This window comes from Pelodictyon phaeoclathratiforme BU-1, assembly GCF_000020645.1.
Classification (GTDB): Bacteria; Bacteroidota; Chlorobiia; order Chlorobiales; family Chlorobiaceae; genus Chlorobium; species Chlorobium phaeoclathratiforme.
This window is the reverse complement of record NC_011060.1, coordinates 2,199,294-2,215,321: the sequence shown is the minus strand read 5'-3', so window position 1 is coordinate 2,215,321 and position 16,028 is coordinate 2,199,294. Positions and strand designations below refer to the sequence as shown.

The following is a 16,028-nucleotide window of genomic DNA, read 5'->3' as shown; positions in this document are numbered from 1 at the left end:
GCCGCCTCAGGTTATTCGCGAGTGAAACAATCCAGCGGATTTATCACGCTCTTTCAGGAAAATTTCCTGCGGGTACTCGTTCGCCTGACCCCAGAGAATACGTCCAAAATCAAGCTTGCTTTCCCGAAAGGGGGCTTCACAGAGCCACTTGACCTCATCGGTGGGAATATGCACCTCGATACGATTGCGACCCAAAGGCAGCCAGAAGATGAGCGCTCCTTCGCTTCCGTACTCGTCCTGAAAAGAGAGGATTGCCGATTTAACCGCATCACCAAGCCAAAATTCCGCATCTTCAGGAGTCAACAGGTCAAGGGAACCATCAAGTCCGGCGACTACGAGGGTACGACCATTATTGCCCGGAAGTTCCTCGGGCCATTTGCCGACGGCCTGCATAAACTGCCGAAGGCTCCAGACTTCGCTTGCCAAACAAACCTGATTACGGGCCTCTTCATCCCAAATCCAACTGGTGCCCTGCCGTTGCCAAACCGTGTCGAATAACTGCCTCATGGTTCATCCTCCTCACCAAAGAGTGTAATTTGTTTCGGAAGCGGCGACCGGCTGGCATTCCATGCATTAAAGATGGTGATTGCACGCGATGCAGCATTGCTGATCGGCTGGTCAGGGGCGTTGCGATACGACCATTCGAGCAGGGGCTTGAGCGCGACGTGCGGCTTGAAATTATCGTTTCTGAGGGTATCGGCCGCATTGATACCGCTGCCATCGAAGCAGGCGCCAATGAGCACCAAGGCTTGATCGAGATCGGAGGTGAGGCGGCGCCGGTGCTTGCCTGACCATTCACGGGCAAAATCAAGCGGGTTGGTTCGTATGAAAACCTTGCTTTTTTCAAAACACCACCCTCGCTGCACGAAATCATCAGGCGTTGTAATTGAACCTTTGAGGAATTTCTGCATCTGATCGCGCTTCAGCTCCGGGGCATTACTGAAAATCCGCAGGAACTGGCGGGTAATCGGTTCAGCATTCACCGGAGGCAAATCCTTACCCTTGTCAGCATCCTCATCGATGAGCTGATTGATGCCGAGCAAGGCATCCCTGACTGAAATGGTTCGATCATCGTCCACGTAGACTTTCCCATAATGACGCGAGAAGTATTCCAGGGCCTTGCCTCGACGAATGACCTGTATATCGGCTGCCGGAAGCCCTTCCTTTGCATGGTTCTCCAGCATCGCCTGAATCTGGCGAACATCAGCCATGACTTCACGGCGCATCCGGCCCCAGCTCACTGACTTGGGTTCTTCTATACGCTTGCGGCAAACGTGGATGATATCGTATTCGATGGTTTGCGAACCGAATGTTCCTGGTTTAGATCCTTCCCCCTTGGTTTCGTCTGAACGAATTGGATAGGTCGCTTCAAGATAGAAACCTGCGCCGAACAGTGACTCCAGCACGGCAACCCACGGATTATTCTCGCTATGATGAAAAGTAAACGCTAAGGTTCCTCCCGGTTTAAGAATACGATATGCTTCTCGCCAACACTGCGTTAACAAACGCTGATAATAACCATCCGAGTCTTCAGGCTCTCGGGCTTTATTTGCAACGGCCTCAAGAGATTTCGGAGTGTACTCTGTACCAAAATAATCAGGGTACCGATCCTTGAGTGCAAGGCGAAGCCACACATAAAAGAAATCGGAAAGCTCAGAGTAATGAAGCAGCCCTCCAAAGGGAGGATCAGTGATAACAAGGTCAATACTACCAGAGGTCACCAGAGCAAGATCTGTTGATGAACTACAAAGGATTTTTGGACTATTAACAACAGGATCACCTGCAAACACTTTTTCGCTTTTTCCACTTATAAGATCTGCAAGTACATCTGCATATTGTTTTAACCCCTCAGTACTTACTGCTTCCCAAGGTGATTCTGCCCATTCACGCCCCTCAATAACGCCTTCAGCACTTGACATCCAATTACCACGACCAAGAGCAGGGAACACACTGTTCTCTACCGTGGTCGACTTTGGGTGGTAGTTGTTGTTTGCAAATTGTGGCTCTAATTTGTCGCCTTGAACGTTCCAAAGCGTAAACATGCTCTGATTTCGCAAGTATTGCTGGAATGCACCCAGCACGTACTCACGCACTTGCCAGTCGTAATTCCCTACTGTGGTGATGGTTTTTAGTAGCTGCGTATGCACAAGCAATTGACGAGGATTGAACATTGTCCACCAGTGGGTATACCCATGATTTGGAATCCCGCCATTATTCATGTGGGTCATGAAGCCGAATGGAACCTCTGAACGCGGCCAGTAGTCGGCTAAATCAGTTTTCCTTCTAACCTCCCATTCCTTCACCGCCGCATCGCACTGACGCGCATGGTTTGCATCAAATGGAGCAAAAAAGCGTCCGTTGTAGGGCTTTCTAGAGGCGGAAAGATTTGGTTGTGTATACCCATGAATCGCATAGGCTGCCATCGGCCCGGTTTTGCCTGTCGCTTTAATTGCCGACAGCACATCATTTCTTTGACCATCAGCACGACAAGCAAAGGTAGAATCTTCCGCTTTTTTTATTGGGTTCCCATCAGCATCAAGCTCAGTTTGCTTTGTTACTTTACCCTTTTTCTCTTTTAGTGCAGCAGTACCGCCCCTTGCATCAGTATAAAACGTCACACCGGTTTCCGGACAGGTGACTTTTATTGGAATCACTTCCATTTCTTTCATTATTCCGGTGGTCTTATCGGCAACCATAAGTGTTTCTGTGCCCCGAACCTCAAGCAACCGGATCTTCGAAGCACGTTCCTGATTCCAGCGAGCTGTTGACTCGGCATCATCCTGGGCAGAACCTCCATAAGGACGGCCATCGGCATCCAGCATCGGGCTGCCAGCCAGCCACTCCGGATGCACCAGCAACGTAAGCTGAATCTTCTTATTCTTACCTTTGGTGAGATTGATGTGTTCAGCATGACCGCAATGAGGACAGACAATTCCTTTTCCGGGTTCGTACACCGTAAACGGGTATTCGGATGGAGCAACATAGAGCGGAACGTCGGGTGCCATGCGTGCAGCATGAGCTTCAACGTGGAATTTACCACCACAGCTTTTGCAGGAACGTTCCCAATGCTTGACCGTAAGCGTTTTGATGGCCATGACCGGGCTGCTCATGATGGGAGTACGATGACCGCAGCCAGTGACCTGACAAGGGCCGTGCTTGGCCCAGAAGGTGTAGATGATTTCCGGGCCTTCGTACTTGTAGTAGCGCCGTTCTTCGCGAGGTATGCTAAGCGGATCAAAGTCGGGCGACATGACCTGATTGGCGGGCAGATGGGTCCATGTGCCCTTTTCTCCGTTCGGGCCGTCGCAGTAGTAGTAGGGCATGATCTGCGGCTTGACCTCTGCCTCGATATCGGCGAGCAGTCGTTTTACCTCTTCAAGGTCAACATTGGTGAATTCCTGCTTGACGACAAACCATGCAACAGGGTTCAGATCGTTGCCGATCATCTGCATTCCAAGGCGCGATCCCTCAACAAGCGTTGTTCCACCCCCCATGAAAATGTCGGCAACCTTCAGCTCTTTGAACGCCCCACGTTTTTGATGGTTTGCGTAGTAGTTGTCCCAAACCAGCTTTGCTGCATGAGACAAATCTTCGGGGGCTTTGGTTGCTGCGGCAATGAGCATTGAACGAAAAACGCTCGACCGACGACGCGCCCACCATTTCGACATCTGGTAGATGGGCTTACCGGCATTGCCTTCGATAATGGCAACCTGATTAACCGGCAAAATCGGAAAATCGACTTCAAGGCAGGTTTTGGGACGATTCGGGTCATTGAAGTCAACGGTTTCAAGGGCAACAACCTTGCCGGCACCAACAGCTTTGGCAACTTCCTGGGCAAGCCACTCTTTTTTTGTTACCATCACGACACTCCCAAGGTGATTTTAAGTGCACTCTCGACCGTGGTCATGTTCGGACAGTAGCCTATTCTCTTATCTATTTCTCGCTCAAGAACAGTTGCGAGGTTATCCGTTACCACGACGGAATCGGAGATGAGGCCCATTGCCCGGCCTGCAGGGTCGTTCTTACTGACCATTACTCTGGTCGGACCTGTTCGTTTAAGGTTTGAGCTTATCATGGCGACGATCTTTTGCGGCAGGCCGGTGTTCAGGCCATCTCCCTGCACAACGAGGGCTGGACGTTTTTTGTATGTTTTGAGATCGGTGTTGGGAAACCGGACCAGTATGACTTCGCCTCGTTTATAGCTCATCATAGCCCTCCATGTCGGGAGAGTCCCAGTCTTCGGCAAAGCTTCGCAAGCGGAAGTAGGTTTCCAGTGCATCGGCTGCTGACCAGCCTAATGCGTCTATGCTGTTTCGTACCGGGTGGTATTGCTGCATCGTGGTAGCGTTCCCAGCCATATAGGTAGTACGGTCGAGAAAACCGGAGACCGGAACGAGGTATGTTTTCGCTTTCTGCTGGATCTGTAGCACAGCCGAATGCCAAGAGAAGGGTATGCTATTGATGTCTATGGTTGATGCCAGCATTTCAATACTCCGGTTCGAGGCGTTCAATGGCCTCGGTTGTGAGGATCTGCTCAAAGAAAAGCTGTTTGGAAGAGGTATGCAGTTGATCGAGTTGATTGCGAATGCCCTGCCATGATGTTGCTTCCGGGACAGGAAGGGTTTCTATGTCGATGACACTCCCGATCCTTATGCCTTCCGGTAAAGCGGCTTCGGTAGGTGTTGCGATTTGCACAATATGCATGCAGTTTTCAGCCCGCAGTTCAAGCCGAATCTGCAGGGGTTTTGACTGCGTGTCGAGAGTTCCGAGGCCAATGCTTAGCTGTAGTGCCGACAGATTGGGGGCCGGCTCCAATTCGAGCAGGTCAATATAGCGTAAGGAGTGGCGCTGGGGCACAGGAATCAGACCGCTCTGGTCGAGAATATCTATAAGGGCAACGGTTTTTGCCTTGAATGCGTCCCATCCGACATAGGGCTTGCGGCAGTTGAGTGTTACGGTACGATCGCCGACCTGGAAGAGAAATGGCAAGCCGGTTTCTTCCATCCGGTATTTTGCCACGTGGCGAAGGTTGGGGTCAATTTGAGCTATCTGAGGAGGAATGTCGGCTGCGGGCAGACGATGGAGCTGCAATTGCGGATGGTCGTTCCTCAAGGCCGTATAGAGCATGCCGGGCAATAAATCGCCTATTTGCATATCACCCGTGGGTTCGAACTGTACCTGCCAGATAGCCTCTATGAGGGGTTCTTGTTTGAGTCGCTTTGGAATTCTGTTCATCTATGTTGTGTCAGATTTTTGAAATTTCTATCCAGGGCGAAAGCACCTCAAGCAGTGATAGTCCACCATGAGCAAGGGTTGGGTATCCTCCCTGGCTTCGCCATTTTCTGCGGCCAAGGGCGAGCAGGTGTTGGCCGTGCATGCTGTTGATGCTGACTGCTACGGGCGGAATAAATGGTCCGCCGTCATTTGCACCAGCAGAACTCCGCCCACTGGCGAAGGTTTGCTTGAGAAATTGCGCTACGTCACCGTCGGCGTCGGAGAAATGGCCGGTGGCAGCATAGCCGTGATCGGAGGTGATAACAAGCCTTCGACCTGTTGCAAGGCGTTCGACAAAGCACCAGAACTCTTTATCGGTCAGTTGCTCCTGGGCATCGTTGGCGAGGATTTCAAGGCCACGGCCCGCCCCGGCGCACTCATGGACTTTGCTGTCGGGCCATTGGTGCCAGAAAATCCAGTTCAGTGCGCCATCAATAAGCGACTGGCAGTCTTTCCATGGCATGCCGACACATTCGGTGCTGGCTGGCTGGAGTTTATGAGAGAATCCGCCACCGTTGTTTTGCAACTGACTGCGGGAATTGAAACCAAGCGCACGTGCAAATTCGTTGGTCTTGCCGGGTAGCTCAGAGGAGGTCGCTGCAACCTGATGCAGGGTGAAACCGTGTTCTTTTGCTCCCTGAAGAAGCCAGGGCAATTCACGAAGCGAAAGGCCATCGAGGATCAGCAGCGCTTTGGCATGGTAGGGTTCTTTCCACCAATGCACAAGCCGATCCGAGGTTTTTTCAACGACATTACTGAAAGTCTGCCACAGCTCCCATCCGCTCGTGGCAAGGAAGTGGTCGAATGCGCCTATTTCACGGTCACGGTTTATAATTTCACCGGGCAACTGAACGGCATCAAGTGACCTGCTGGCAATTTCGAGTGTGTTGGTCATGATGACTTGCCATGCCTCTTCAGGAGAGCCTTTGGTCAGGGTATGCAGGATGTCGGCATTGATTGCCATCAATTCTCCTCCTTTTCAAGCTGGAGTTCGAATGTCATGCCGTCCGGGAGTTTCTTGAGGAGTTCTTTGAGCTGCGCACCGGTGGCTGCCGAAATTTTAATGGCGACTTCGGCTACCTTTGTGGCCGGGCCGATGCCCCAGCTTTCGAGCTTCCCAATAAGATTAAGCGATGAGGTCGGCGGATTGCTTAATGGAATACGCGGTCTGGCTGCACCGGCTGAAGTGCCGGTACCAAAGATAGTGGATGGTTGTTGCCCTATGCCACCAACCACCGGGTCGTTAAGGGTGTTTGGCGGGTTTTGGGTTTGAGTCTCATCACCAAAAAGAGTTCCGTCCAATGATGATGCGGATTGCGTCTGAGACGAGCCGGATGTGGAGGGCACTGCTGATGGCAACATGAGGTACACTTCGTCGAGTTGACGACCGGTATAAGAGAGTTTCGGACGAAGGCGTTTCCATGAGGTTTCATCGTCTTCACCGGGACGGGTCTGGAGATATTCAAGGCCACGGAGGTTGATGGCGATTTTGCCTTGTGAACAGAGGCGAAGCATGCGCTCTTTCATGGCTGTTTCGCCAAGCCAGGGTATGCAGTCTTGCCCTGCCGGACGCGGTTCCTGAAGTTCCCGGAGAAGTTTGCCGACTGAATTGTTGCCTGCCGCTGCCTGAAGCACAAGGTTTTCGAAGTCTTCGGGGACGAAGAGATCGGCGACCATGGTTTCTTCAATACTTTCGGGTATCAGCGATCCTTGCTTTCTGAGCGGTTCGACGATGAAAATACACTGAGCGGGATCGGTAAAGTTCCAGCGATGCAGGACGGCAAAGCGGTCGAAGCGCTTTTTAAGGTTGTCACGCAGTGTGGTTTCAAATTCTTTATGGAGTTTTTTGTACTCGGTATTCTGGGCGCTCCATTCAAGCGCTTTCATTTCTGCCCTGGCAAGAATGAGCAGGTCACGGTCTTGAAAGGCGTTGGTTGTTCCTGCACGCGGGATGAGAAATCGGACGGTGTTCCGTCGTTTCTGGAGATGGGTTTTAAGCCAGTGCCCAAGCTGCCTGTCGATTTTTTCGGGTTCTTCCGGCAAGACAAGAATGGGCAGGCGTTCATCCCATCGTTCCGGATTTTCGGATTCGTCAAGTGAAGACCATGGGTCTGACTGCCAGGATTTCGGTAACGCTATGACGCGAAATGATTTGGCCACCTCCTCACTGCCACTGATTACATAGCGTAATTGCCGGGCGAGCTGGATTTGATCGGAACCGTCGGTAAAGAGACGATCGTTTCGTGCGCAGGCCATCAGTTTGGCTCGTGGATTTTCATCTTCACGAAAGACCAGTCGGGCGCCTTCCTGATGGATGTTGAAGCTGTTTTCGACAATGGTTGCCAGTTCGACCTGGAAGGCATTGTCATCCACGGGCCTCGTGCGGGTAATATCAACTTGTAGTGTAGCCGGTTCTGCGCCTGCGAGGGTGCCGACAGCTATAGAGCGGAGCCACATTGCCCCAACTATTTCCTGAAGGTGCGGAGCGCGGAGGACGTGGTCGCTGACGGCTTCGGTGACGGAAATAATGTTCTGCTGGGCTTTTTCGCGCAGGGTTCGATGATGTTCGTTGGAGACGGAGTCGAGCAGGGCGCCAATACCTGAGGTATCATCGTCAAGAGAGAAATCGGCTGCGGTGAGTACTGAAGAGCTTTCGCCCCGACTTTTATAGAGATTGGCGAGAATGCGAATCATGTCGCGGGTTTCCTGGGCGTCTGTGGCAATCAGTACCTGTTCTTCGAGCAAGCGAAGGAGATGCGGAGCAAAGGGCCACGATTCTGAAAACTCTTCGCGCTTCCGGTCATGCTCGGCAGGTGGAATATCGAGAAGGCGGAAATATTCCGAAACATGTGAAGCAAGCAGAGAAGCTATCGATTCTGCTGAGATCTGCAACCGGTTGTCGAACAGTCGATGCAACAACATCCGGCGGCGATCCTGCTGGATTCGTTCGGCGTTACCTCCGGCTTTAAAATCTATGGCAATAGGGTTCACCCGATGCACCTGCTGATAGGCGTCGCTTCCTCCGTTTCTTACCGATATGACGAGCACAAGCAGGTCAGGGCGCTCTTTGGCAATTTCGGAAAGTATCTGGATGAAGTTGAAGGCCCAGTTTTTCCAGGGGTATTGCTTGGTATTGGTAAGACCGTCGAACCAGGTCTGGAATTCATCGAGCAGCAGCATTACGGGGGTGTGCTGTAATAATTCGATGATGAGTTCATCGGATGGAATGTCTGTTTTTGCTGCTCCCATCCCCTCCCATTTCCCTTTGATGAAGGTGCCGTGAGGATGACGTTCCAAAAGGAGGTCCCAGAGGAATTTGTAGCGCTGGCGGTGCAGACTTTCGCCGATAACGAGCATTCCGTCGCGGAGGGCGATATTGCCAATACCCGGATCACCCAGTGTTGTAGCCCATGCATTGAGCCATGCGTGGGTTGAGGCTTTGTCGCATACTGCGTGATAGAGGGCGGCCAAGAGATGCGATTTACCGAGGCCTCTCTCACCGATCACCACCACGGGACGGCCTTGATCGGGGCCTATAGCTTCGATACCTTTAAGAAGGTCATGCGTCGGGTAGGTGATTTCGAGGAATTGCTTTGCCGCTATTTGAGTGGCTCCGGTGTTGGAGTCGTTCGAAAGTTCAATAGCAGTGCCCTTGAGACGCCTGCCACGAAATTCTGAACGTAAAGTTAAACCAAGCATTCTTTGTTACCCTTTCCGTTGATATCCTGCCACTGTGAGGGATATGTATTCAATTTCTTTGTTCAGAATGAAACGGTATGATGCAATGTCTAATCGCTCGTTTATTGCTGAAAAACCGCTGATTTCAATTTGGATGATCCACAATTCTTTGCCCAGAGCTGTCGGGCATTTTTTCAGCCATTCCTCAATATGATCTTCTTTCCCGAAGCAGTGCTTTGAGAATGAGATGGTGGCAAGGGATGTAATCCTGTTGTTATTTTAGTGTTAATATAACCTTTGCTTTTAAAAAGGGAGCACGTCGCTCGAAATATTTCTCTTGTAATACAATTTACTCCTCTGTATAGGGGAGCGACTGTTTGTAGGTGTTTTGGCTGCTGATGGTGCGGGGTGCGAAATGTTGTCAGGCTACCAGCCATTTTGTTGCCGCTGCGAGGGGCGGCAACCAGCGGCGAGCGAAGCCGGGTAGACTGCTTTTTATGCAGCGGCGGGTGCTGTGCTCGGCGGCGTTTTTACTACAGAATAGAGACGTGAACTTTTTTTCCCAGTGCTTCGGCATAGTGATGCAGCGTGGAAAGCCTGATATCCTCTGAATGGTTTTCAATTCTTGAGATTGCCGATTTTTTCGTATTCAGCTTCTCGGCCAGGGCTTCCTGTGTAAGCCCTGCGTTTTTTCTCGCTTCTTTCAACAGCACTCCGATCTTGAACTCTTCGTATTCGTTATCAAAGGTTTTAGCAAATTCAGGGTCAAGGCTTTTCCGTTTTGCAATAGCGCGTTGTAAGTCATCCATTTTGTTTCCTCCTGAGATAGTCTTTCTTTCTTTTTTCAGCCAGTTCGATTTCTTCTGACGGGTTTTTTTGGGTTTTCTTTGCAAACCCATTTGTAAGAATCACCAAGTTTCCATTATCAAAAAATCCGAGCAACCGGAACGCATTGTTTCCGTGTGCCGCCCGAACTTCCCATATTCCATCTGTGTTTTGCAATTTCTTGAAATACTCTGTTGGTACAGACGATAATTCCTTAACCAACTTAAGAACCCAAAAAACCTTTTTTGCCTCTTTTGTTGGAAGAGATTCTAAAAATTCCTCGACTGGCTTTTTGCCATTTGCGGTGATGAAAAATTCGATTGTTCGCATTGTTGATGTTAACAATATCGTGAACATTATACAAGCTTAAAAAGTGTCAAACATAGTGAACATTGTTTGAGAGTTTTCACTCCAGCGGGGAATAAAACATGCTGCCCCTGGGGTGGACAGCGCTGAAACAAAGACCTTCAAAATGCTGGAGAGCGTCGCGGGCGCTGTGCGGCAACCAGCCACAGAGCTTCAGGATCAGGGGGGCAGGCGGCGGCAATGCTCGTGCAAAGCCGCAAGCGTCAGGCAGAGAAGTAAATAATAATAACCAAAGACTGAAAAAAAAGCCCGGAACACCCTGAACCAATACTGACATCAATCTCACCATGGAAAACAGAGATGCGTGCATAACGCGACTACCGCGCTTCGTTTAAAGCTTCCGCTGAGATGGCTTTGCCCGCCGCTGTTTGCCGCTGCATTACCGAAACAAGCAGCTTTTCCCACTTTACTTGCTGGCTTTGCGGCCTGCACTATGCCGCACCTTGGGTGGACAGTGAGCTGCGAAGGCGTCGCGGGCGCTTGATGTGCTGCTACGCCGGGCAGTGAGCGGGCAAGCAGGCAGCAATGCAATGCTCATGCGCTGGCGGGTGGGGCAAGCCGGAGGCGCGTAGCGAAGCGGAGAGGCAAGCGATGCGCGCAGAAAGAGCAGTTGAGCGCCTTGCTTGCTGCTTGCAATTCCGGCCCTTATGCTGCACGCCTGCAATTACCATCTGCGGAGTGAACGTGGTGAACATCGTGAACATTGTTTGAGATTTTTCACTCCAGCGGGGAATAAAAGTTCGGGATGCAGGGCAGCACTATTGATTTCTTGTTCGTGACGTGGAGCGGGGGAGGCCTTCAGATGATCCAGTTCGATGCGGAATGATGTGAGTTTGTTATTTTTGGTATACTCTTGGGTATATTTTTATAATTGATTCTGTTTAAAGCCTTTAAAATCAGCTATTTTCGACTCCCGCCATCTCCACAAATGGCCCGTATTGACAATTGTCTGTACGGGCTTTTTTGTTTCCTTGCTGACAAGTGGGCTGACCATGGAAGAGATGCGCCAGGGTAATGTATCACGCCGCCGCAACCCATTGATTGCCGACCTTTTCCGCCGTATCCAGATGGTTGAAGGGTGGGGGCGTGGAATGCCGCTCATTTTTGAAAATGCACCGAGCGTGCAGTTTCGCCAGATTGCCGGTTTGTTCATAGCAAGTTTTGAAAGGCCCTCTTTTGTTGAGGATTTCGTACAGGGCGAAGTTGATACTACAGGAAAGACTGTCGATAAGACTGTCGATAAGATTGAGCTGACCGATAAGGAAAAAGATTTGTGTGATTTGGTTCGCCATCATCCAATCATCACTCAAAAAGGGATGGCAGATCAACTTGGTCTTACCGAACGAGGTATTCGTTACCTGACCGACAAGCTTCAGAAGCAAGGTGTTCTTCAAAAAATCGGGGGCAAAAAGTCTGGAAAATGGGTGGTTATTGATTCGACAAAATCAGGGAGTGCTGGGGTATGAGTTCTGATTGGAAAACTGTTCGCTTGGGAGATTTCGTTGAAATTAGGCATGGTGGGCCATTCAACAGTGCATTTTTTACAACAGATGATAGCCACTTGTCATTACCAACAGTTGTAGCAATTGGAAACTTTAACGATACCGGTGGTTTCCGGTTTAATGAAACACTGATAAAGAGTTATACTTTAATGAATTGTGTCTTTTTTACCGCTTATCTGCAAGATTTTTCAGCACGTATTTTTTCCACTCACTCATCTCCCACCCCCTCATTTCAGCTCATCTCTTTCTCAATCTCTTCAATACTCGGTAAGCTGCCCTTCAGATTCTCCGGCAGCGAGCGTGTCAGTTCGTATTCCGAAACTCCAATGGGTTTACGGATATCCCTGAGAGCGTATTCGGCAAATACCTTGTCTTTACTTTCACAGAGTATCAAGCCAATGGTTTTTTCATCGGTTGCATGTTTCAGCAGATCATCCACAGCGGAGCAGTAAAAATTTATCTTTCCGGCATATTCCGGTTTGAACTCACCTTTTTTGAGTTCGATGACAATGAAACAGCGTAACCGCAAATGATCAGCTCAGTCTCCAGTTCCCGCTCGGCAAATGGTTCTGTCAGTGTAAGGAAATCAAAAATATAGGGATCTTTCAATGCCTGCCGTACCAGTTCGGATTGTGGCATGGCCAGCGTTTTGCCGAAGTTGTTGGCCAGTGAACCCTGACGGCTATACTGGTCGCTTTTTATCATTGCGGCAAGGGTATCGCGGTTCCAGCCGTTTTTTGCAGTCTGCTCCATGTACCAGAATCGAACCGGTATATCCTTGATTTTTTCAAGCAACAGGCAGTGATGACCCCAGGGAATACCTGCAAGCAAAGGCTGCTCCGGTAATTTTGCCACAGCCTGTGGCAAAATTGTCTGGGAGGCCGGATACTTTCGATAAAAGGCAATCATTCTCCCTATATTAAGGTCTGCTGGGCATAAGAGAGCGCTTCATTGCCCACAATGCATTTGGAGATGATCGAAATGGTATGTCATAAAGGTAATTGGCCAAAAGCTTGTTGGCCAATTGTATCTGTTTGAGGGTTCTAACTATCCCTCCCTTCACGGATACAATCTACAATCTCTTTCGTCGAAATTTGAGCGTTAATGGTTGGGACAGATAATGATTGAAGTATTGGCTCGCGATTAACCAACTTTGCGGCGCACTTTTTTTCCGCCTCTTTGATTGCTGCAAAAATACGGTCAAGATCGTTACCATATCTCGCCGCATGGGCGCTTCTAACTCTACGGATTTCTTCTACGATTGGATCATCTTTCATTGATTAACTCCTCTGGGGAACAAAGTATTGGACTGTGAAAATTCAACCGATGAACAACTTGAGCTATTTTATCTCTCATGTTTGCATTATTTATGTGCTTGAAATTCCATGTAAGCAGAAAATCTATACCTTGCACAGCGGCAATACTGATATGTAATGCATCTTCTGCGCTTGAGGCAGGAAGAGCATTTTCTCCAATTAAAGCCTTGGCTAATGCCTTCGCACTATCTGTAGCTACAAGCACGGGGATATTTTCAACGATTGCCAACCGATTACTTGCAGCCTGTAGATCGCCAGTTCCAATTTCCTCTAACACCAATTCTGAAATAAAAACATCAAAGAGATCCCTGTAGGTCTCCCACCATTCAATAGTGATCGCTTGTCGCGCAGATGTCACTACATCCCTGCTCGGACGAGCTGTGATATAGCTTATGACAGATGATTCTATGTAAACGGACTTCATGCTGCTTGTCGGAATGATGCAAAATTAATAGAGACAGAAAACAACATCATGGCTTATCATCTCGGCTTGTACAGATCAGTCTAAACCGGCTACAATCATTTTGAAATATAGCTTTTTTCGTCACTTCCACCATCGGCTTACTCATTGCTTGCATAAGGGCTCCCGGAGAAATCCTCTTCCGACCTCGAGTCGGTGACGATCCCGGAGGTTTTTATTGTCCAAGCTTGTGAATTGTTTACGCATACCCCAACTCCTTCAAATACCATGCCAGCTCAACAGTTGCAGCATCCCGTTCTTTCAGAATGCTGTGCAATGGCTGGCAGCTTTTCTTCCCACCAGGCAGCAAGGCTTTTTGCAAATTACAGGTGCCTGCTTTTCAGTCCGAGGCTTGCATCCAGAATGCCGTGAAAGAGCATGTTGAGCTTCCAGGAGAAGAGGGCGGGAAGAGAAAAATGCCACTGAATGCTCTTGTCAGCGACAACCGCCAAACAGAGCGCATTGCTCCATGCCGTGATGATGCGAGGTTAAAATTGTTTGAAAAAAACTTGTTTTTACGTAGCGTTATTGGTCAGGCAGATTTCGGCAGGCAGTGAAGTCTGGAGCATCTTTTTTTATCATCTCATATCAGAGAAGGGGAGGTGAGGGTATGGCTGAGTATGATCAATTTGCCAAACAATATGCATCGGGTACAGAGGATCTGGAGCAAAGGACCAGAAGCCATTTTTATGCCGTATTGCCTCAGTTGAAAGGGAAGCTGGTTCTTGATGTTGGGTGTGGTTGTGGCCATGATGGGGCATACTACGCCTCACAGGGAGCAGTTGTTTATGGTATGGATATCTCCGAGCAGGAGATTGCAATGGCTCAAAAGAGAGAGTGCGGAGTTTTCGAACAAGCCCCTATGGAGTCTATCCCGCATGAATCTGACAGGTTTGATATTGTTACCAGTCTCTATGCACTTCAGCATACAGAAGATGTACCACATGCTCTTCTGGAAATGGTTCGTGTGACCAAACCTGGTGGGGTCATTGCCATTCTGACCAAGCATCCGTTTCGTAATTTGCTTGAGAGTTATGTTAATGACCGCGTTTCAGACTATTATGCCAAAAGAAAGGTTACCTCTTATATTTTTAACCACTCGATAAAATTGGTTGAAAACGGACATACCATGATGGACTATCTGGCTCCATCGGTGTTGCAATCAGCTACGCTTGAGTTGCTTGAAGAAAAAACAGATTTTCCGGCAAGCGATCAGGTTATTTCCGGCTTGACATACCCGACGTACATGATTTTGAAATATCGGAAGGTTCTCTGACGTGGACAGGAGTTGATGATGGTGCGGTTTCGTATGAGGGTTCTCGAAGAGGTCTTGAATTGTACTCTTGCTGTTTCCCTATGATCCGGTACCGATAAAGTGACCAGTTCATTTTTTTTGGTCATAATGATATGGCTGCCATTTTGCCTTGCGACTTGCCATCCAAGGGATTCAAAAACATGAACGACTTCTCGTCCACTCAGTATAGGGAGTTGAGGAGGCATTTATGCAGCAACCTCTATTTGTCGGGTCTCAATTGTCAACGGTATGCCTTGCTCTGCCCTGACCAGAAGGCACTGGTGAATTGCATCTGCAATGTTTACAAGGGCTTCATCCTTTGTTTTTCCCTGACTGACACAACCAGGAATACTTGGGCACTCCACAATCCAGACGCCATCTTCATCCCTGTTGATTGTTACACTGAATTTCATCGTTTGCTCCAACCGTTTTTATGGCAGTTAATTTATCTCAAGGTAATGAGATTTTCTGAAATTGCTGAGCGAATGGAGTGAATATGACCTCATCGTTTTGTAAACACCATGACAAGTCCGGAGTTGTGCTCCCTGCTGAATGGTGTTTTATCGAAACCGGCATAGATGCCTTCCGTCGTAAATCCTGTGGCTTCATGCCTTTGGCGGAAGCTGTCTGCGGTAAGTGGATAGAGTATCGCTTGCTCGCTGAAAATTTTATGGTTATCAGCCTGAAGCTCGACTTCAAAAATGACCTCTTCGGGCGAAATATTGGGATAGCGACGATAAAAGGAAACGGAGCCATCCCCGACGGTTTTGACCGGAAAGCGGTATTCAGAAAGGGTGAGCAGATAATCCCAGTTTACGGTCTGAAAGATCCAGCATCCTCCGGGCTCAAGAGCAGCATAAACCTGGCTCAGAAAGGCGGAAAAGCGCTCGGGTGAAAGGTGGGCTATAACATTGCCGATGGAATAGATCAAACGGAACGATTGCTTCAGGGAGGCCAGATCGGCAATGTCCATACACTGAAACGCAACCAATGGGGAGGTTGCAGTCGCTGTGGCAATCATCTTCGGATCGAGATCAATTCCCGTTGGGAGGAAGCCCTCTTGCTGAAACTTGCTGCAATAGTGACCTGGCCCGCATCCGGCATCAAGCACGGTGCTTCCTGGCTGAGCGGCATGTTCGCGAAGGAAAAGATAGACCTCCTCACGGAATGGAAAGAGCTGTTCATACCAAACGGCAAATTCGGAATAAAAGGACATGGTCGTTTTTTATTAGCTTTTTTTGGGCTCTCCGCATAATTTAGTGGAATGATGGGATAAAATTGTAGACTGCAGTATTTCAATCCTAACCACCAAG

Annotated in this window: 18 protein-coding genes and 1 pseudogene; 3 read left to right on the top strand and 16 right to left on the bottom strand. The window is 49.2% G+C overall.

Annotation, left to right across the window (positions count from 1 at the left end; genetic code table 11):
• Window positions 1-6: 6 nt before the first annotated feature.
• From PPHA_RS10575 to PPHA_RS15675, 10 genes are all read right to left on the bottom strand, one after another.
• Window positions 7-507, bottom strand: coding sequence for a hypothetical protein (locus tag PPHA_RS10575; protein WP_012508815.1), 501 nt, complete (start codon window positions 505-507; stop codon window positions 7-9).
• Window positions 504-3,860 (bottom strand): DNA methyltransferase, encoded by a 3,357-nt coding sequence (locus PPHA_RS10570; protein ID WP_012508814.1) that lies wholly within the window; start codon window positions 3,858-3,860, stop codon window positions 504-506. The genes PPHA_RS10575 and PPHA_RS10570 overlap by 4 nt, the downstream gene beginning before the upstream one ends.
• Window positions 3,860-4,210 carry a type II toxin-antitoxin system PemK/MazF family toxin gene (locus tag PPHA_RS10565; protein ID WP_223293903.1) on the bottom strand — a complete coding sequence of 117 codons (351 nt, stop codon included), beginning with the start codon at window positions 4,208-4,210 and terminating at the stop codon, window positions 3,860-3,862. The genes PPHA_RS10570 and PPHA_RS10565 overlap by 1 nt, the downstream gene beginning before the upstream one ends.
• The gene (locus tag PPHA_RS10560) at window positions 4,197-4,511 is read right to left on the bottom strand and encodes a hypothetical protein (protein ID WP_150085677.1); all 315 of its coding nucleotides are present in this window, start codon (window positions 4,509-4,511) and stop codon (window positions 4,197-4,199) included. The genes PPHA_RS10565 and PPHA_RS10560 overlap by 14 nt, the downstream gene beginning before the upstream one ends.
• Window positions 4,486-5,235 (bottom strand): TIGR04255 family protein, encoded by a 750-nt coding sequence (locus PPHA_RS10555; protein WP_012508811.1) that lies wholly within the window; start codon window positions 5,233-5,235, stop codon window positions 4,486-4,488. The genes PPHA_RS10560 and PPHA_RS10555 overlap by 26 nt, the downstream gene beginning before the upstream one ends.
• Before the next feature lie 10 nt (window positions 5,236-5,245).
• Window positions 5,246-6,238 (bottom strand): hypothetical protein, encoded by a 993-nt coding sequence (locus PPHA_RS10550; protein WP_012508810.1) that lies wholly within the window; start codon window positions 6,236-6,238, stop codon window positions 5,246-5,248.
• Entirely contained in the window at window positions 6,238-8,973 is a 2,736-nt protein-coding gene (locus tag PPHA_RS10545) for a DUF499 domain-containing protein (protein ID WP_012508809.1), read from the bottom strand. Before PPHA_RS10545 ends, PPHA_RS10550 begins: the two co-directional genes overlap by 1 nt.
• Window positions 8,974-9,485: 512 nt before the next feature.
• Entirely contained in the window at window positions 9,486-9,761 is a 276-nt protein-coding gene (locus PPHA_RS10540; RefSeq protein ID WP_012508808.1) for a helix-turn-helix domain-containing protein, read from the bottom strand.
• The gene (locus PPHA_RS10535) at window positions 9,754-10,107 is read right to left on the bottom strand and encodes a type II toxin-antitoxin system RelE/ParE family toxin (RefSeq protein ID WP_012508807.1); all 354 of its coding nucleotides are present in this window, start codon (window positions 10,105-10,107) and stop codon (window positions 9,754-9,756) included. Before PPHA_RS10535 ends, PPHA_RS10540 begins: the two co-directional genes overlap by 8 nt.
• Before the next feature lie 442 nt (window positions 10,108-10,549).
• Window positions 10,550-10,807 (bottom strand): hypothetical protein, encoded by a 258-nt coding sequence (locus tag PPHA_RS15675; protein ID WP_150085675.1) that lies wholly within the window; start codon window positions 10,805-10,807, stop codon window positions 10,550-10,552.
• 307 nt (window positions 10,808-11,114) lie between these two features.
• On the opposite strand from PPHA_RS15675, the gene PPHA_RS10530 reads away from it, so the two are divergent.
• Window positions 11,115-11,609, top strand: coding sequence for an ATP-binding protein (locus tag PPHA_RS10530; protein WP_223293902.1), 495 nt, complete (start codon window positions 11,115-11,117; stop codon window positions 11,607-11,609).
• Between the two features lie 268 nt (window positions 11,610-11,877).
• Here PPHA_RS10530 and PPHA_RS16895 read toward each other — a convergent pair.
• From PPHA_RS16895 to PPHA_RS10515, 3 genes and pseudogenes are all read right to left on the bottom strand, one after another.
• Window positions 11,878-12,566: pseudogene (locus tag PPHA_RS16895) on the bottom strand (PDDEXK nuclease domain-containing protein); the annotation flags it as partial.
• 122 nt (window positions 12,567-12,688) lie between these two features.
• A complete protein-coding gene (locus PPHA_RS10520) occupies window positions 12,689-12,922 on the bottom strand; it encodes a hypothetical protein (RefSeq protein ID WP_012508803.1) in 234 nt (77 codons plus the stop codon).
• Window positions 12,912-13,385, bottom strand: a complete 474-nt coding sequence (locus tag PPHA_RS10515; RefSeq protein ID WP_012508802.1) for a type II toxin-antitoxin system VapC family toxin — start codon at window positions 13,383-13,385, stop codon at window positions 12,912-12,914. The genes PPHA_RS10520 and PPHA_RS10515 overlap by 11 nt, the downstream gene beginning before the upstream one ends.
• A 404-nt stretch (window positions 13,386-13,789) precedes the next feature.
• On the opposite strand from PPHA_RS10515, the gene PPHA_RS15670 reads away from it, so the two are divergent.
• Together PPHA_RS15670 and PPHA_RS14700 are read left to right on the top strand one after the other, a co-directional pair.
• Window positions 13,790-13,978 (top strand): hypothetical protein, encoded by a 189-nt coding sequence (locus PPHA_RS15670; protein ID WP_150085672.1) that lies wholly within the window; start codon window positions 13,790-13,792, stop codon window positions 13,976-13,978.
• A 53-nt stretch (window positions 13,979-14,031) separates the two neighbouring features.
• The gene (locus PPHA_RS14700) at window positions 14,032-14,697 is read left to right on the top strand and encodes a class I SAM-dependent methyltransferase (protein ID WP_012508800.1); all 666 of its coding nucleotides are present in this window, start codon (window positions 14,032-14,034) and stop codon (window positions 14,695-14,697) included.
• Here the strand turns inward: PPHA_RS14700 and PPHA_RS16820 are convergent.
• From PPHA_RS16820 to PPHA_RS10495, 3 genes are all read right to left on the bottom strand, one after another.
• Window positions 14,634-14,921, bottom strand: a complete 288-nt coding sequence (locus PPHA_RS16820) for a type II toxin-antitoxin system HicA family toxin (protein ID WP_012508799.1) — start codon at window positions 14,919-14,921, stop codon at window positions 14,634-14,636. The genes PPHA_RS14700 and PPHA_RS16820 overlap by 64 nt on opposite strands.
• Window positions 14,922-15,128, bottom strand: a complete 207-nt coding sequence (locus PPHA_RS10500) for a type II toxin-antitoxin system HicB family antitoxin (protein WP_012508798.1) — start codon at window positions 15,126-15,128, stop codon at window positions 14,922-14,924.
• A gap of 89 nt (window positions 15,129-15,217) precedes the next feature.
• On the bottom strand, window positions 15,218-15,931 hold the full coding sequence (locus tag PPHA_RS10495) for a class I SAM-dependent methyltransferase (RefSeq protein WP_012508797.1): 714 nt from the start codon (window positions 15,929-15,931) through the stop codon (window positions 15,218-15,220).
• Window positions 15,932-16,028 lie beyond the last annotated feature (97 nt).

Coding starts and splice junctions, on each gene's coding strand:
- PPHA_RS10515 (WP_012508802.1), bottom strand. CDS start 13,385: ATGAAGTCCGTTTACATAGAATCATCTGTCATAAGCTATATCACAGCT.
- PPHA_RS10540 (WP_012508808.1), bottom strand. CDS start 9,761: ATGGATGACTTACAACGCGCTATTGCAAAACGGAAAAGCCTTGACCCT.
- PPHA_RS14700 (WP_012508800.1), top strand. CDS start 14,032: ATGGCTGAGTATGATCAATTTGCCAAACAATATGCATCGGGTACAGAG.
- PPHA_RS10565 (WP_223293903.1), bottom strand. CDS start 4,210: ATGATGAGCTATAAACGAGGCGAAGTCATACTGGTCCGGTTTCCCAAC.
- PPHA_RS10545 (WP_012508809.1), bottom strand. CDS start 8,973: ATGCTTGGTTTAACTTTACGTTCAGAATTTCGTGGCAGGCGTCTCAAG.
- PPHA_RS10575 (WP_012508815.1), bottom strand. CDS start 507: ATGAGGCAGTTATTCGACACGGTTTGGCAACGGCAGGGCACCAGTTGG.
- PPHA_RS16820 (WP_012508799.1), bottom strand. CDS start 14,921: ATGCCTCCTCAACTCCCTATACTGAGTGGACGAGAAGTCGTTCATGTT.
- PPHA_RS10535 (WP_012508807.1), bottom strand. CDS start 10,107: ATGCGAACAATCGAATTTTTCATCACCGCAAATGGCAAAAAGCCAGTC.
- PPHA_RS10555 (WP_012508811.1), bottom strand. CDS start 5,235: ATGAACAGAATTCCAAAGCGACTCAAACAAGAACCCCTCATAGAGGCT.
- PPHA_RS10520 (WP_012508803.1), bottom strand. CDS start 12,922: ATGAAAGATGATCCAATCGTAGAAGAAATCCGTAGAGTTAGAAGCGCC.
- PPHA_RS10500 (WP_012508798.1), bottom strand. CDS start 15,128: ATGAAATTCAGTGTAACAATCAACAGGGATGAAGATGGCGTCTGGATT.
- PPHA_RS10495 (WP_012508797.1), bottom strand. CDS start 15,931: ATGTCCTTTTATTCCGAATTTGCCGTTTGGTATGAACAGCTCTTTCCA.
- PPHA_RS10570 (WP_012508814.1), bottom strand. CDS start 3,860: ATGGTAACAAAAAAAGAGTGGCTTGCCCAGGAAGTTGCCAAAGCTGTT.
- PPHA_RS10550 (WP_012508810.1), bottom strand. CDS start 6,238: ATGGCAATCAATGCCGACATCCTGCATACCCTGACCAAAGGCTCTCCT.